This is a genomic window from Holdemania filiformis, assembly GCF_003459085.1.
Lineage (GTDB): Bacteria > Bacillota_I > Bacilli_A > Erysipelotrichales > Erysipelotrichaceae > Holdemania > Holdemania filiformis.
In genome coordinates this window covers 88,625-104,848 of record NZ_QRUP01000011.1, presented here as the reverse complement: position 1 = coordinate 104,848, position 16,224 = coordinate 88,625, and the positions used below count along the sequence as shown (strand labels likewise).

13 protein-coding genes are annotated in these 16,224 nt (G+C 50.2%); 5 read left to right on the top strand and 8 right to left on the bottom strand.

Annotated features, from left to right (window positions below; all coding sequences use genetic code 11):
* Window positions 1-31 precede the first annotated feature (31 nt).
* The 4 genes from DWY25_RS10180 to DWY25_RS10165 all read left to right on the top strand — a co-directional run bounded on the left by DWY25_RS10180 (window position 32) and on the right by DWY25_RS10165 (window position 6,246).
* Entirely contained in the window at window positions 32-1,852 is a 1,821-nt protein-coding gene (locus DWY25_RS10180; RefSeq protein WP_181981783.1) for an ABC transporter ATP-binding protein, read from the top strand.
* Window positions 1,818-3,674: an ABC transporter ATP-binding protein gene (locus DWY25_RS10175; protein ID WP_181981782.1), complete on the top strand. Its 1,857-nt coding sequence runs from the start codon at window positions 1,818-1,820 to the stop codon at window positions 3,672-3,674. Before DWY25_RS10180 ends, DWY25_RS10175 begins: the two co-directional genes overlap by 35 nt.
* Window positions 3,675-3,865: 191 nt before the next feature.
* Window positions 3,866-5,059, top strand: coding sequence for a hypothetical protein (locus DWY25_RS10170; RefSeq protein WP_117895131.1), 1,194 nt, complete (start codon window positions 3,866-3,868; stop codon window positions 5,057-5,059).
* Window positions 5,060-5,166: 107 nt separating this feature from the next.
* A complete protein-coding gene (locus tag DWY25_RS10165) occupies window positions 5,167-6,246 on the top strand; it encodes a hypothetical protein (protein ID WP_117895130.1) in 1,080 nt (359 codons plus the stop codon).
* 190 nt (window positions 6,247-6,436) lie between these two features.
* On the opposite strand, the gene DWY25_RS10160 is transcribed toward DWY25_RS10165, so the two are convergent.
* From DWY25_RS10160 to DWY25_RS10135, 6 genes are all read right to left on the bottom strand, one after another.
* A complete protein-coding gene (locus DWY25_RS10160; RefSeq protein ID WP_117895129.1) occupies window positions 6,437-8,248 on the bottom strand; it encodes an ABC transporter permease in 1,812 nt (603 codons plus the stop codon).
* Complete coding sequence (locus tag DWY25_RS10155) at window positions 8,245-8,928, bottom strand: ABC transporter ATP-binding protein (protein ID WP_117895128.1); 684 nt, start codon at window positions 8,926-8,928, stop codon at window positions 8,245-8,247. The genes DWY25_RS10160 and DWY25_RS10155 overlap by 4 nt, the downstream gene beginning before the upstream one ends.
* Window positions 8,929-8,998: 70 nt before the next feature.
* Window positions 8,999-10,036: a sensor histidine kinase gene (locus DWY25_RS10150; RefSeq protein ID WP_117895127.1), complete on the bottom strand. Its 1,038-nt coding sequence runs from the start codon at window positions 10,034-10,036 to the stop codon at window positions 8,999-9,001.
* Window positions 10,033-10,731 carry a response regulator transcription factor gene (locus DWY25_RS10145; protein WP_117895126.1) on the bottom strand — a complete coding sequence of 233 codons (699 nt, stop codon included), beginning with the start codon at window positions 10,729-10,731 and terminating at the stop codon, window positions 10,033-10,035. The genes DWY25_RS10150 and DWY25_RS10145 overlap by 4 nt, the downstream gene beginning before the upstream one ends.
* A 173-nt stretch (window positions 10,732-10,904) precedes the next feature.
* Window positions 10,905-11,783, bottom strand: a complete 879-nt coding sequence (locus tag DWY25_RS10140) for a VIT1/CCC1 transporter family protein (protein ID WP_006058088.1) — start codon at window positions 11,781-11,783, stop codon at window positions 10,905-10,907.
* 167 nt (window positions 11,784-11,950) lie between these two features.
* Window positions 11,951-12,772: a histidinol-phosphatase gene (locus tag DWY25_RS10135; protein ID WP_244925959.1), complete on the bottom strand. Its 822-nt coding sequence runs from the start codon at window positions 12,770-12,772 to the stop codon at window positions 11,951-11,953.
* Window positions 12,773-13,115: 343 nt separating this feature from the next.
* On the opposite strand from DWY25_RS10135, the gene DWY25_RS10130 reads away from it, so the two are divergent.
* Window positions 13,116-14,570 (top strand): sodium-dependent transporter, encoded by a 1,455-nt coding sequence (locus DWY25_RS10130; protein ID WP_117895125.1) that lies wholly within the window; start codon window positions 13,116-13,118, stop codon window positions 14,568-14,570.
* Between the two features lie 192 nt (window positions 14,571-14,762).
* Here DWY25_RS10130 and DWY25_RS10125 read toward each other — a convergent pair whose 3' ends face one another.
* Together DWY25_RS10125 and DWY25_RS10120 are read right to left on the bottom strand one after the other, a co-directional pair.
* Window positions 14,763-15,287: a transposase gene (locus DWY25_RS10125; RefSeq protein WP_117895124.1), complete on the bottom strand. Its 525-nt coding sequence runs from the start codon at window positions 15,285-15,287 to the stop codon at window positions 14,763-14,765.
* 245 nt (window positions 15,288-15,532) lie between these two features.
* A complete protein-coding gene (locus tag DWY25_RS10120; protein ID WP_117895123.1) occupies window positions 15,533-16,066 on the bottom strand; it encodes a TetR/AcrR family transcriptional regulator in 534 nt (177 codons plus the stop codon).
* Window positions 16,067-16,224 lie beyond the last annotated feature (158 nt).

The following is a 16,224-nucleotide window of genomic DNA, read 5'->3' as shown; positions in this document are numbered from 1 at the left end:
AATGAAGATAACGACAGGAAGGGGCGTCATTATGAAATACAGTGTGCGCAGCACCTATCATCTGGTCTATTCCAAAATGTGGGACTTTGACCGGAAATTAGTTTATTACGGAATCGCCGAGGTGTTGTTTTCCGCGATAACGCCGTTGGTCGGCGTGTTCATGCCGTCGCTGATCATCGCCTGTCTGGAACAACAGGCCGGTGTGCAGACCTTGGTTCTCGTCTGTCTCAGCGCGTTTTTAGTCTACGGCGTGATCAACGGGATTCAGACCTTTTTAGAGAATCGCTCATCGACGCAGTTTATTCTCTATCGTTTAAAAAAGTTCTGGAGTGAAATGTTCCGCAGCACGATTACGCGGGATTATCAGAATGTGGAAGATTATAAGACACAGATCCAGATTGCGAAAACGGAGGAATGTTTATCGACCAACGATCATGGCTTGGAAGGCTTTTGCCACCACAACATCAAGCTGGCTGTAAACCTTTTGGGCTTAACGCTGTACTCCCTGGTGATTGGGACGACAAACATTCAGCTGATCGGCCTGTTATTGGGGTTGTCGGTAATTCAATATTTCATTTATCGTTATGCCTGGAAAAAAGAAGCGGCGACCATGGAGGAATCCGGTCAGATCGTTCGGTCAATCTGGTATCTGCATAAGGAAACCTACAACGTGGCAACGGGGAAAGATATCCGCTTATACGGAATGCGAGCCTGGATGGCAGAATTCTACCGAAGTCTGATCCGCCGGCTGGAAAAGATCGAAGGAAAGGTCCGGAGTGCTTATTTCCTTTATGACATGGCGGGTATTTTTATTCAGGCGGTCCGGGATCTGGCGGCTTACAGCTGGCTGATTCTGAGTCTGATGCAGGGCATGAGCATTGCGCAATTTGTCTTTTTGTTAGGCGTGATCAGTGGTTTTTCCACATGGTTTTCCACAATCAGCGAAATGATATCGCTGCTGAGCAACGATCTGATGCGGATTGGTTATTACCGCGATTATACAGAATCGGAAGTGGTTCATGCAAAACCTGCGGAATCACAGGCTGCGGCTGAATCCATGACCATTACCTTTGAACATGTTTCATTTCAATATGATCAACAACGCAAGGTCTTGGATGATTTTAATCTGACGATTCCGGCAGGGCAGAAAGTGGCGCTGGTGGGGATCAACGGGGCTGGCAAAACAACGCTGGTCAAGCTGTTATGCGGTCTGTATCGGCCGGACAGTGGCCGGATTTTACTGAACGATCGGGAGTTAACGGAGGACAATCGGGAAGCGTTTCAAAAACAACTGGCGGTGGTATTCCAGGATGCGATGATCATGTCGGTGACGATCGCCGAAAACATCTCCGGCAAAAATCTGGAAGCCACGGATTGCGGAAAGGTGATCGAGGTATTGAAGCGGGCGAATCTCTGGGAGAAGGTCAGCCGTCTGCCGCTGCAGGAGAAAACCTATCTTGGAAAAGATCTGAACACGGACGGAATTCAGCTTTCCGGAGGCGAGGTTCAGCGGTTGATTCTGGCACGTGCTTTATATAAGGAAGCAAAGATGCTGATCCTGGACGAACCGACTGCGGCGCTGGATGCGATCGCTGAAAGCGAGATGTATAAGATGGTTAACGATTTGGTCGGAGATCACACCGCATTATTTATTTCCCATCGTCTGTCCTCCACCCAGTTCTGCGATCGGATTCTGTTTCTTGAGAACGGGGTGATTGTGGAAGATGGCACCCATGAGGAATTGATGAAGCGGAAAGGCAAATATGCCAAGATGTTTGAAGTTCAAAGTCAATATTATCAGGAAGGAGGGGAAGTCTATGAATTTGAAAACAGCCTGGCAGGAAACTTGTAAATTCATCCGGATGATGCAGAAAAGCGAACCCCATGTGATCGCCTATCTGATCCTGACCGCTGCGATTACGGCGGCCGTGCCCTTTCTGCCGATTTACTTCTCCGCTCAGATTTTAAATTTCCTGATCGCCGGTCAGTTTCCGCAGGCGATGCAGAACGTTTACTGGATGATCGGTTTCAGCGTTATTCTGGGGTTGAGCAGTAAGGCTTTAAATCAACGTTTTCTTAAGCTGCGCGATCTGTCAAAATACAAAATCCGTCAGCGTGTTCTTGAAAAAGCCTATCAGATTGAATATGAAGAGTTAGAAAAAGCGGAAACGATCGACGAAATCCGCAAGGCGGATCAAGGCAGTAACGGTGGAGGCGGTACAGGGGAACAGCTTCGGGATCTGCTTCAATTTCTGACGATGTTCTTCTCCATGCTTTATTCTTTGGCCTTTGTTTCTGTTTTGCTGGTTCAGATTTTTACGCAGGCTCAAGATTATTGGCTGCCGGTAAGCAGTTTAATCTTTCTTTTCGCTGTGTATGCGGTGGTTATTATGATCGGATCACGGCTGAGCGCGAAAGCGGGAAGACTGCTTCAGAAAATGAAACGGGATAACGTCCATAACAATGCGATGTGCGGGTATATCGGAAATCTGGGAATGAGTATTCAAAATGGCAAGGATATCCGGTTATATCAAATGGAGGATTTCCTGATGGAACTCTTTGATAAGACGCTGATAAGCTCCCGGCTTTATATCGACTGGGGCACAAACAACGGCAAGATTAACGGTGTCATCACCTTTCTGACGCAACTGGCATCCGGGATGACCTATCTGGTCATCGGCATCATCGCGATGCAGGGCACCATCGGTATCGGTGAGGTCATGTTGTACGCCAACGCGATCCTGCGCTTCACGACCTCGCTGGTCACACTGGCAGCCAGCTATAACAACATCGCCTACCGTTACGAATACCTCAACAGCTATGAAGCCTTCATCCAACGTCCGAATATGAGCTATGAAGGGACGCTGCCGGTGGAGAAACGGGATGACGGCGAATATCATCTGACCTTCGATCATGTTTCTTACCGCTATCCGGGCCAGAGCGAAACCGCGCTGAAGGATATCTCCTTTGATCTGGAACTGAAGAAACACTTTGCGGTCGTCGGGCGCAACGGCGCGGGGAAAACGACGTTCATCAAGCTGATGTGCCGGCTGGCGGAACCGACAGAGGGAAGAATCCTGCTGAACGGGATCGATATCCGGAAATACGCGTTTGAAGAATACGTTCAGATCTTCTCCGTTGTTTTCCAGGATTTTAAGCTGATGGAAATGCCGTTAGGCGAAAATCTGGCGGCTTCGGCGAATGTCGATGACCAGAAGGCGATGCGGGTGCTGGAGGAAGTCGGGCTGAGCGCAAGGGTTGCGGGTATGGACAAAGGATTGAAGACGCAGCTGGGCAAAGAGAACGGCGAAGGCATCCTGCTCAGCGGCGGGGAAGCACAAAAAGCCGCGATCGCCCGGGCGCTGTATAAGGATGCGCCAGTCGTCATCCTCGACGAACCGACCGCGGCGCTGGATCCCCTGGCGGAAGCGGAAATCTATGAAAACTTCAACGAGCTGGTGAAGGATAAGACTTCGATCTTTATTTCACACCGCATGAGCAGCTGTAAGTTCTGCGATGAAATCGTCGTGTTCGATCACGGTCAGATCGTTCAGCGCGGAACCCATGATCAGCTGGCCGGGCAGCCGGGCTTGTATCAGGAACTGTGGGAAGCGCAGGCGCAGTATTACCGGCATTCTCCGCAGACGATGGAAATGATTGGATCTCAAGTATAAACGACAGGCAGGCCGCTTATTACAGATCGGGAAGGCGAAGGATAACTGTTCGCTTTCCTGATCTTTTTCTATTCCTGATGAAAAGCGGTAAAAGACCGGACAAAGCGGAAAAGCAGAGGATGAAGTCCGGCAGATTGATTGTTTTTTAGCCGGGGTAAGGTTACAATGAAGCTAAAGAAAGAAGGGTTATCATGAAGATTGGAATTGGCTATTTACAAAGTATGAATGCGGATATGGAAGACCGCGATGTACTGAACCGGAACTATCTGCAGGAATTATCTAAACGCTGCGGCCACACGTTGGAAATCGTGCCGGCGGAAGCCTTGAACGATGAAGCGATGACCGTTGTGTTTGTGGGCGGAGGCGGAACGGAAGGCCGCTTTCTCAAGCTGGAACCGTTTTTAAAGGAACCTGTTTTCCTGTTGACCTCCGGCGAAAATAATTCACTGGCGGCGTCGATGGAAATCCTGTCCTATCTGCGTCAGAAGGGTGTGCAGGCGGAAATCCTGCATGGGGATCTGGATGATACCGCGGCCCGGTTAGCGGATCTGGTTCAGGTGTTCAAGGTCAAGCGGGAGCTGCAGGGGCTGCGCTTAGGCAGCGTCGGCGAACCTTCAGACTGGCTGATCTCCAGTCATGTGGACGCCCAGGCCGTCCGGGAGAAAACCGGAATCGAGCTCATTACGATTTCGATGGAGGAATTCTTTGCGGAGATTGAAAAACATCAGGTGGAAGAAAACGAATATACCCGGCAGCTGCGGCAGCAGCCGTGGCCGGAAGCGGAAATGCAGAAATCGCTGGAAATCTACGGCGCGCTCAAGCGGATCTGTCAGAAATATCAGCTGGCCGGAGTCACAGTGCGCTGCTTCGATCTGTTAGGCCCGGTCAAGAGCACGGGCTGTCTTGCGTTGGCAATTCTTAACGCCGAGGGCGTTTATGGCGGATGTGAAGGCGATATGCCGTCATTGATCGCGATGACGCTGATCGGCAAGCTGACGGATCAGCCGGTCTTCATGTGCAATCCATCGCGGATTCTCTCTCAGCAGAAACAGATCATCTTCGCGCACTGCACGCTGCCGCTGACCATGCCGAGCGCTTTCCGGCTGATGACGCATTTTGAATCCGATCTGGGCGTCGCGCTGGCTGGTCATCTGCGTGAAGGCGATGCGACGGTCTTCAAGTGTTCCGCGCTGATGGATCGTTACTTTGTCCAGAATGGAGAAATTGTCGAAAATCTGAACGAAAAACACCTGTGCCGCACACAGATCCGGGTTTCGCTGCCGCAGGGACTGGACACGCTGCTGCGCGAGCCGATTGGGAATCATCATCTGATCGTGCTGGGCCATTACGCCCGCCGCGTGCAGGAGTTCTTCCACTTCCATTAATGAAACAATCCAGAATTTACTAAGAAAAATTGCGGAAGTCGTAAGTAAATTTTAAGACATTCCTTAACTCTATCCTTTATAATAAAAGAAGAAACGAGGTGCAGGAAATGAAAAAAACAATTGCAGCAGCTTTGGTTCTGATCTTGTTGATCAGCGGTTGTCAGAACAAGGAGAAGCCGCAGCCGACGGATGACGGTATGCTTCCGGCACCCGAGGAACAAGTGATTAACAACGAACTGCCGGGAATCAGCTTAGCGTCGGCGAAGCTGCAGATCACGCAGACCGCACCGGTCCGGATCGCTTCGGAAACTGTCCGGCTGTCGATCAGCGAGGAAACACTGGACGGCTGCACGATGGACGCGTGTGAGGAAGCGAAGAAAGCCGGTCTGAAAGGCACGGTCATCTTAGCGGGAACCAAGCTGAATCCAGGGCTGTCCCTCTTTCAGTTGTTTACCGAGGAATCGATGAACGCCAAACCGCTGACCACAAGCAAGGGCAGCTGGAACGCGGAACAGTTAAAAGAACATCAGATCTGGACTAACGGAACAGTGTCCTTAGTCAATATGAACAATTTGATCGGACGCACAGAAGGTGAAGATCAGCGGACAATCGCGGATCAGATGACTCGCTGGGTCTATGATGAAACTGCCGCGGTCGGCGAAATGCTTCAGGATTACCGCGTGCCGAGTCCCGATTTATTCAGTGATCTGGACGCCAAAAGCAAGCAGATTGAAAATCTGAAAGTGACGGTCGCGTATCTCAAGCAGACGTCCTTCCCCTCTGGAATTGAACGCTCATTCCTGTCCATCGACGGATTGACGCTCAACGGCGACGGCTATGTCGTTTCCCTGAGCTTTAACAAAAAGGGAAAAGAAATGGTATCGCTGCCGGTCTTCATCGTCCAGCAGTACAACAAGGACACCCTGAAACCAGAAAGCTATTTCAACCTTCAGGATCAGACGGTGCTGATCACCAAGCTGAGCAGCGACGCAGTTCTTGAAGAAACACCGGAGCGAAAGGTGGTCGACGTTGCGGTTCCGTTCTATGAAGGTCAGGATCTGGCGGAACGCTTCGCAAACGCCGTCGGCAGTAAAGAAAAGAAAAAGGACTACGCCTGGGCGAAAGACGTCGTGGCACAGATGCGGACACAGCTGGTCGATTTCTACGCGAACCAGATTGGAAAATAAACACGGAAAAAGCAAGGCTGGATTCAAACTCAACCTTGCTTTTTATTCATTCTCTGAATAGTTATACCTATTTATTCTCTTAAAAAGCAGTGCCGCAAGAGATCTGGATTCCAGCTCCGCGGCACTGCTTTTCTTATCCCGTCGTTTCCGGTCTTTCCTTGAATCTTTTGACCGGTTTGGGAGATCCTGCTTATAAATCGTTGATCGTTTCCGTGATCGAAATCGTGCGCATCCGTTTGGCCGGGGCAGCCACCGCCGCCAGCCCCGCGAAGAAGACGAAACTCAGAATCACGGCCAGATTTTGAAATGGGAAGACCCAGACCGCATAACCGAAATGACTGGCGATCATCAGATCAAATAACAATTTGTTTAAGGGAATTCCCAGGATACAGCCGGCGAAGCACCCCAGAAAAGCATAGGTGAACGCTTCCGCCGCGATCATCTTGGTGACCTGACGCTTGCCCATGCCGACTGCCCGCATCGCGCCGTATTGTTTAATCCGGGACGATACGCTCATCGAAATACTGTTGACGATATTCAGAATGGTGACCAGGGTAAGAATGCTCAGGAATCCATAAATACAGGAAACGAAAGCGAAGTACATTCCGGCTGTGCGCTGTTCGCGCTTATCTTTAACGATGTACTCGCTGCCTACCGCCTGCTGGATCGCCTGAATTTGTTCGTCGGTGACGTCAGCTTTTGTCTGGATCATCAACAATGAATACGCCGTTTCCCCCGTCAGACGGGCAAACGTTTCGCCGGAGACGATCAACGTGAGCTTGCCCTGCGTCAGTCCGCTGCTGCTGAACGGATCGTATTTTAACATCCCGGCAATTTCAAGCTCGGTGTTGTTGATGGAGATCCGGTCGCCGATTTTCCAGGCACTTCCCGCATCGCCGGTCGCCAATACATAGCCGCTGTCGCCGTAAACCTTGGCCAGCTTGCTTCCGTGAGTCAGCGCGTGATCCTTTTGCAGGCAGCTCAGATCAAAGTCATCGAAGGACACAAGATCGACGGCCATTGCCTGCGTGGAAGCGCTGTGCAGCTGGGCTGGAATTTCAAAAGCGCTCCGCCGTCCATAGACGCGTTTCACCCCGGCCATGTTGCTCAGCGACTCCGCCAGCTCCGGTGAAAGGGAATCTGTGCCATCGACACTGGCGATATCGAGATCGGAAGCGGCGGCGGACTGCGGCATCAGGTAGTTGACAAAGTCGATCAAGACGGAAAAGCTCAAAAATAAGACGATGCTCAGGGCAAACGAGCTGATCATCAGAAATAGATTTTTCTTCGCCGCCAGCGCGTGATGAATTCCCAGTGACGTTTCAATCTTGAAGACTTGGGAGCGGATGGCGTGCTTCGCGCTCATCACCATCTGTGAGTTTCCGGAAGCCGCGGTCACCGGCGAGACTTTCGCCGCTCTTTTCGCGGGCGAGCTCGCCGCGATCAACACCGTGAGGACGCCGACGATCACTCCGCTGACGATGCCGATCGCGCTCAAACCGAACAGCGGAATCTTCGCGAATTCCTCACCGACTTCAAACTTCAGCACCGCGCATAAAATCCAGGACGTGACGATCCCCAGCACGACCCCGGCCGGGACTGCGGTTTTGCACCAGTTTAACGCTTCCAGGCGAATGAAACGGGTGATTTGCCGCTTACTCATGCCGATGCAGCGCATCATTCCGAAAAACTGAGTCCGCTGGGCGACGCTGCTGTTCATACTGCTGGAAATCATCAGCACCCCGGCGATCAGGATCAAAACAAACAAGACGAGGGCGACAAGCAAAAGGCTTTGCCCCAGCGCGCTGCTGAACAAATTCTGAAAGGAAACCGAACCATGCTTTTCCATCAATCGGGCCTGCTCGATTCGTGCGCCCATTTCGGCCATGCTGAAAACCGCGGTGACCATGAACACGGAGAAAACGATGCACAGCAGCGTCATGCGGTTCTGCCGCTGATGCACTTTCGCCGAGATCGGAATCAGACTCAGATAGCTTTTCATTCCCGGCATCTCCCGAAGTCGGTCAGCACGCCGTCGGATACCTGCAGGATCCGATCCGCGGTCTGCGCGATACTTTTACTGTGAGTAATCATGACGATGGTCTGTTGGTAGATTCGCGACGCTTCCTTCAATAATGTGATCACCTCGCTGGTGTTCTGCGTATCCAGGTTGCCGGTCGGTTCATCGGCGAGGATCAGCGAAGGCCTGGTGATCAACGCCCGTCCAATCGCAACGCGCTGCTGCTGACCGCCGGACAACTGACTTGGCAGATGATGACGGCGTTCCTGCAAGTTCAGCACGCTTAACAATTCCTTCAGATATTTTTTGTCGGGTTTTTGATAATCCAGCAGAACCGGGAAGATGATATTCTGTTCGACGGTTAATTCCGGAATCAGATTAAAGCTCTGGAAAATAAAGCCGATGTTCCGGCGGCGGAAGACCGTCAGACTGTTGTCGTTCATGGAAAACAAATCCTTGCCGGCGATCAGCACCTTGCCGGACGTCGGTGAATCCAGCGCACCGATCAGATTCAGCAGCGTACTTTTCCCGGAACCGGACTCGCCGACAACTGCGACGAATTCCCCTTTGGGCACAGAAAACGACACATGCTTTAACGCGTGAACTGCCGCTTCACCGCTGCCATACGTTTTTGAAATGTTCTTCACTTCTAATAAATCCATACGGTTAACACCTCTTTCTTTGAACAAGGAAAGAGTACCGGATCAACACGACCCGGTGATGACGGACAGCCTACAATTTTGTAGGAATCAGGAAATTGATCGTAAAGGTTGTTCCGATTCCCAGCGTGCTGTCCACTTCGATCGTTCCGCTGTGCGCTTCCACAATCGCTTTGGCCAGAGGAAGTCCCAGTCCGATGCCCTGGGTATCCTTTGAAAAGCGGCTCCGGTAAAAGCGCTTGAAGATATGATGGAGATCTTCCGGATGGATGCCGCAGCCGTTGTCCTGCACGACAAGCTGAACTAAAGTGGCCCGGCGTTTCCACTGGACGGTAATGCGGTCTCCGGCCTGCGTGTGATCGAGGGCATTTTTCAGGAGGTTGCCGACAGCCTCCGTCAGCCAGGTGCGGTCGCAGAGGAGCGTCAGCGACTCATCGCCGGAAAAGGATAAAGTTTTGCCTTCCTGGCAAGCCTGAAAAGCGAAGCGTCGCTCAATCTGTGCCATCAGTTCCGAGACGTTTTCCACGGTCTTTTCCAGAACGATTGTGCCGGCGTCCAGCTTCGTGATCTTTAACAGGTTCTGCACCAGCGTTTCAATGCGTTCCAGCTCCTGTTCCGAAAGCGCCGCAAATTCCTGGATGGATTCGGCGTCCCCGGCCTCCTGCTGGATGATCCCGTTGTAAATATTTAAAGCAGCTAACGGGGTTTTCAGCTGATGAGAGATGTCGGAAAGCGTGTCCTTCATGAAGCGCTTCGCTCGTTCTTCATTTTCCGCATGAGCGTTCAGGATTGCGACCAGCGCGTTGACTTCGTGGAATAGCCGGTTCAGCTCGCCTTCCTCGTCGCATTCAATCCTAGCCGCCGGATTGCCCGCCGTGTAGTCCTTGATCTGGGAAATCGCGTTTTCCATCGTTTTGTACTGATCGTTGAAATAGAGAAACATAACGCCCAGGACGGCAATTCCTGTCATCAAAAAGAGGATCAGGCTGATTCCGGCTGTCTGGGTGACATCGAGAGTAAACAGAAAGAAGGAAAGCAGAAGAAAGCTGAAGAAGATCAGGGCTACGGTATAAAACAAGTGTTTGATTTTGGAATCGACCAGAATTTTCATACGCCGGTACGCTCCGGAACATTCCATCTATAGCCCAGCCGGCGCAGCGTCACGATCTTCTTCGGATCGCTGGGATCGTCTTCTATCTTGGCGCGCAATCGCCGGATATAAACTGTCAGCGTGTTGGTGTCGACATAGTTTTCATCGCAATCCCAAAGCTTGCTTAATATCTGTTCCGGCGTCAGCACCTGGTTGGGATTCTCCATCAATAAGCATAACAGCTTATATTCGCCGGCGGTTAAATTCACGAGTTCTCCATTTTTATAAACGCTGCGTTCCAGCCGCTGGACTCGGATCCCGTTGGACGCCAGCTCCCTCTCCGCAGGGCTGAAATTTTCCTGACGGCGAAGCAGCGCGTGGATCCGGGAAAGAAAAACGGCCAGCTTGAAGGGCTTTGTGATGTAATCATCCCCGCCGAGATCCAGTCCCATGATAATCTCTGTTTCTTCATCCGCGGCGGTCAGAAAAATGATCGGCACGGTCGAGGTCTGCCGGATTTGGCGGCACAGATCATAACCGGAACCATCGGGCAGCGAAACGTCCAGAATGACCAGATCAAATTTCTCTTTAAGCCACAAGGCTTCCGCTTCCTGTTTTGTCCGGGCTACGTCGACGGCGTAACCTTCTTTTTTTAGTGCGAAGGATAAACCGTTGATCAGGCTTAAATCATCCTCCACAAAGAAAAGATGCTTCATTCTTCATTCCTCCTTCTTGATTTTCGGGCTGAAGGTTGTTCATTTATTGACGCATGTTCTTTTCCTCATTATAAGGCTTTTGCGGGAAGAAAAGAAGGAACAGACGGAAAAAGAAAACCGGGCTTGTTTTAACCCGGCTGGCTGATAAGGAAAAGATGCTTATGTATCTGCGGTTAAATGTCGATGCCCAGCCAGGCTTTAATGACCAGACCGACGAGGAAGGAAATCACGGCGACCGAGCCGGAAATTACAAACATCTCAAGAAACCGCTGCTTAAAATTATAGTCTTTGGCGACAGAGATATAATAATTGAACACCAGAATAATCAGCGTCACCGTGACTAGCAGTGCGATCAGCGCCGGGATGTAGGCTTCTGCCGGAAGCAGTAAATATGGCAGACTCATCAAAGCGACGGTAATCATATACATGACGCCGGTATACAGACACGATTTGACAGCCTGCGGGTCATTGTCGCTCTTGGCGGAGAGATAGGCCGAAGCGGTCATCGAGAAGGTCGCAGAAACGCCGGTGATCAGGCCGGACAGAGCGACAAGCCGGTTGTTCTGCAGGGCGAAGGTCAGGCCGGCCAGCGTTCCGGTCAGCTCAACTAAGGCATCGTTCATGCCCAGCACCATCGAACCGACAAACTGCAGGCGTTCCTCGTCAAGCATCGCTAACAGCGCCTGTTCATGCCGTTCCTCATCCTCGGCAATTTTCTCCGCTTCCGGAATTTCCTGAATTAAGCTCGTATAGGCTTTATCCGCCTTGTCCTCGCCGTTTTCCATCAGTTTCAGAGCGAAGGTATAGCCGAAGATTTTAGAAAGCAGGCTGTACCAGAAAACTTTGCCGGTGTTCGGCTTCGGCTGCAAGCCGGTATATTTTCCCCACAGCTTGCCATGCGAGGCTTCTTCCTGAGCGATTTGAAGCAGGATTTTGCGGTCTTCCTCCGACTTGACCGTCGCTGCGATCTTTTGGTAAATATGATATTCGTCAATTTCATTCTGCTGCATCCGAATCAGGGTTTTCAGGGCAGCTCCGGAACATTCATTCATATGTTAACCCCCTAGTTCTGTACTTCATATTACACTATTTAACGAAAGAATTCAAAATGGAACGAAAAAGAAACGAATGTGTTTTCCAATGAAAAGATAAAAACACGGTGAAAAGGACAGAGGATAAACGATAAGTCAGGAAAGACGGAAGGGGAAGCATGCCGAAGCTATTCGACCGGCGAGCGGTCGATAAAGTTCAGCGGCAGTCCTTCAAGCAGCTTCTCCGCTACCGCGACCCGGCTGAAATCCTGCAGCACCAGCGGCGCGTGCGCGTCCCATCCATAACATACCGGACACCGCATGGCGGCGGCGATCTCCCAGAATTTCCGGAAAGGATAGGCGTAGGTCGTTTCCGTGGACGCTGGATCAGTCGTGCTGATTCGATATTCATGCTTACCGTAATGCACGCCGTTCAAATTAATTTCCAGCGGAATCCCCGTTTTTGCGCTGACAGCGCAGATCCGTTGGGCCGCTTCCGCGCAGGCAGGAGTGAAGGTGCGGCGGCCTAACATAAAGTAATCCGGATGGGCAATCATACTGAACCAACCGGTGGCCGCTGCTTTTTCAATTTGACCGGCATAGAACAGCACGTCTTCATCGTTATTATAGGCGTCGTAATCATAGACCAGCTCATAAGCTGGATTCGTTTCGATTGCTTTGAAATGTTGACCGAGAATCAGATAATCGACTTCACCGTGGAGTTGTTCCAACAGTTCCTGATGGTCCTCGAGATACTCCGCTTCATAACCAAACCGCAGCTGGATCCGATCCTGATATTTGACCTTTAACTTCTTCATGGAATCGACGTATTCCTGGCGCTGATCATAAAACATGCGGCAGGTTGGCAGATGCAGCTCGGGATAGGGCATGTGATCACTGAAACCGAGCAGCTCAAAACCGGCTTCGATCGCGCTGAGCACCATCTGGTCGTCAGTCCCGCTGGCATGACCGCAGCGGAAGGTATGCGTGTGTAAATTGAATTTCTGCATGGTAAATTCTCCTTTGACCGGCATCGTGCAGGTTAAGTTCAGTGTAACGGATGATCGGACTGAAAACAATCCTCATTTAATGAGAAGCCGGCCGCTTTTCAATTCAGCGCTTCTTGATTTCTTCCGGAGAAAATCCTGATTGAAAGTTACTTTATCTGAGCTGAATCCCGAGCTGAAACCGCAGCGATTTTATTGCTTTGCCGCGCTTATCTGGAAAAGTGAAGGGGCGCGTCCGCCGGAAAGCCAAGACGGGCTCTGAATGGAGGACTACGGCTTATTTTGGCTGAAGACAGCGCCTCTTTTCTATGGTACAATAGCGGAGAAAAAGGGGATTTTATAAGTCATGAAAGAAAGAGAAAAATTATCTTCCCGGCTGGGATTTATTTTAATATCGGCCGGCTGCGCGGTCGGTCTGGGCAACGTCTGGCGGTTTCCGTTCATTACGGGCCAATATGGCGGCGGCGCGTTTGTCTTAATCTATTTGTTTTTCCTGATCCTGCTGGGATTACCGATCATGGTCATGGAATTTTCCGTCGGCCGGGCGTCGCGGAAATCAGTTTCGCATTCCTTTGATGTGCTGGAACCCAAAGGAACGCGCTGGCATGGATTTAAAGCGATGGCGGTCAGCGGCAATTACATTCTGATGATGTTTTATACGGTGGTCGGCGGCTGGATGATGAACTATGTGGTTAAAATGGGCTCCGGCAGCCTGACCGGATTGGAAGCGGCGGATGTGTCCGGGGTGTTTGACGCCATGTTGAAATCCCCGGCGCAGCAGATCGGTTTTATGGTGCTGGCGGTGCTGCTGGGCTTTCTGGTCTGCCGGTTAGGATTAAAGAATGGCGTCGAACGGGTATCCAAGGTCATGATGTCCTGTCTGTTTCTGATCATGATCGTGCTGTGTGTGCGCTCGCTGACGTTGCCGAACGCGATCGAAGGATTAAAATTTTATCTGATTCCGGATTTTAACCGGATGCTGGAGGCCGGCATCAGCAATGTCATCTTCGCGGCGATGAGTCAGGCGTTCTTCACGTTGTCGATCGGCATGGGATCACTGGCGATCTTCGGCAGTTACATCGGTAAAGAACGCAGCTTGTTCGGTGAGAGCTTAAATATCATGGCGCTGGATACCGTGGTTGCGCTGCTTTCCGGGCTGATCATTTTCCCGGCCGCGGCGGCTTACAACATTCCTGTCGATTCCGGGCCGGGCCTGGTGTTCATCACGCTGCCGAATATCTTTAACTCGATGCCTGGCGGGCAGATCTGGGGAACGTTGTTCTTCATCTTCCTGTCGTTTGCTGCGCTGACGACGATCATTGCGGTATTTGAAAATATCGTCGCCTTCGCGATGGATTCGGGATTGTCACGAAAAAAAGCGGTCTGGATGAATATCATTCTGCTTCTGGTCTTATCGCTGCCATGCGCGCTGGGCTTCAATTTGTGGAGCGGCTTCCAGCCGTTGGGTGCGGGCAGCACGATTCAGGATCTGGAGGATTTCATCGTTTCCAGCAACATTCTGCCGTTGGGTTCGCTGATCTACCTGATGTTCTGCACGCGGAAATGCGGATGGGGCTGGGAGGCATTCATTGAGGAAGCAAACGCCGGAAAAGGGCTGCGCTTTCCAGAGAAGATCCGCGGCTATCTGCGCTGGGGTCTGCCATGCATTGTCATCTTCATCTTTTTCCAGGGCTACTATGCCAAGTTCACCGGTTTTGCGCAGTTCTGGCTGCCGTTAATCATCGTGGCCGGCGTCATGATGTTTCCGCTGAGTGCCTGGCTGAGTCAGCGTAAATCATAATCAAAAACCCTCGTCTGACGGATGCTTCTTCCAGGGAGCAGATTTCAGACGAGGGTTTTCTTTTGCTTTGAGGACGTTCATTTTCATTTGGAACAGCCAGACTTCGCGGGAATCGAGACTCACGCCGGAATATGAGACTGAACTGATTCCATGTTTTCTAAAATTCAATTATTCTTTCCTTTTCCAGCTAGTTTATTCTTTGTCCAGCCGGCAATACTTCACGAAATGACTCACGGAAAAATGCTTGGGATTCAGATAAGGCAGTCCTTCATCGATATATTCAAAACTTTCAAAGTCAAAGGGAAGTTGGTCATCATTTAAAAAATCATCATCGATCCAGCGAGCGGGTAAAATGGATGAGCTATAATTCATCGCATTCCTGCATTCAAGGCTATCGTCGTCCAACGAATTTACGCCGAGATAGCAGATCGGATAACCTTTTGTGTCAGTTATAAATTGATCAAGAAATGGGTTTAATACAAATGCGACCCGGTCATCCCGGTAAACATAACCGATTAAGTTCTCATCCGTGGGTTTTACACAATCCTGGTCGACATTGATCGATGCGTCATAATGGATACCGTACCAGGCTGCTTTGGGATTGCCTGCCTGAGAAAGATAATAATTTCCGATCAGTGCTTCTAAATGTCCGCACAAAGATATTTTCTGTGACTTGATGTTTCCTTTTAACGAAAAAACGAAACTAATTTCTTTCACTGTTTCTCTCCTTTAAAAAGTTCCCTAATCAGGACTTGCATCAATAACCAGTACAAAAAATCGAACAGATCTTGTGCTGGGACTTGTTATTCCATAACTCCTATTTTCTCTTCTATGCGGCTGAAACGATCTGTTGCATTCCGACGGAGAGTGTCAGCGTGTTCCCCAGCGCATTCAAGGCAGATATAGCTTGTTGATGGGGAAAATAGCGATTTTATACTGCGGATACGGCTTGATCATAAGCATTAAAGATCCTGCGCTTTAAACATGTCCGCAATCTCATCGGCGGATTCCTTCATTCCGCGTTGAAACCATGTATCTATCCAGCCATAAAGCACATAGGCCGCAAAAGCAGAAGAATAGGCACTGATCATATCGTGTTCAGGTTTTGGACCGAAAAAACTAAGGATGATGTCTTTTAATAAATAAATAAGTCCCCGGTCGTTCAAAAGCTTGTAGAAGGAACGATTGGCTTCAAAATGTTTAAGCATGACACGGATGTGTTCGCTTAAAGGCGTGCCGCTGTTTTCGTTCCATTTGTTTCCCCATTCAGCCGTTTTTTCGTTTAAGAGGTGTTTCAAAATATCTTCTTTACATTCGTAATTCCGATAAAAAGAAGCACGGCCTACGCCGGCTTGTTCGACAAGTTCGCTGATTGAAATGTCATGGATCGGTTTTTCATTCAGGAGTTCGAGGAGCGCATTTGTCAAATGTTCAACAACATATGTGTTGCGTCCTTCATTACTCATGGGTGATACAATTCGCTCCGTCTGTATCATTTTTTGTCCTCCTATTGCTTATTTGAAAACGGCTGATACAATAGTATCGGCGATACAAATGACTCATCGATATTGTAGTATAACGAGACATCAAAGTCAAGAAGCCGAAATGAAAAGGAGATGAAGGAAAGATGATGCTTACACGGAAAAGACTAATA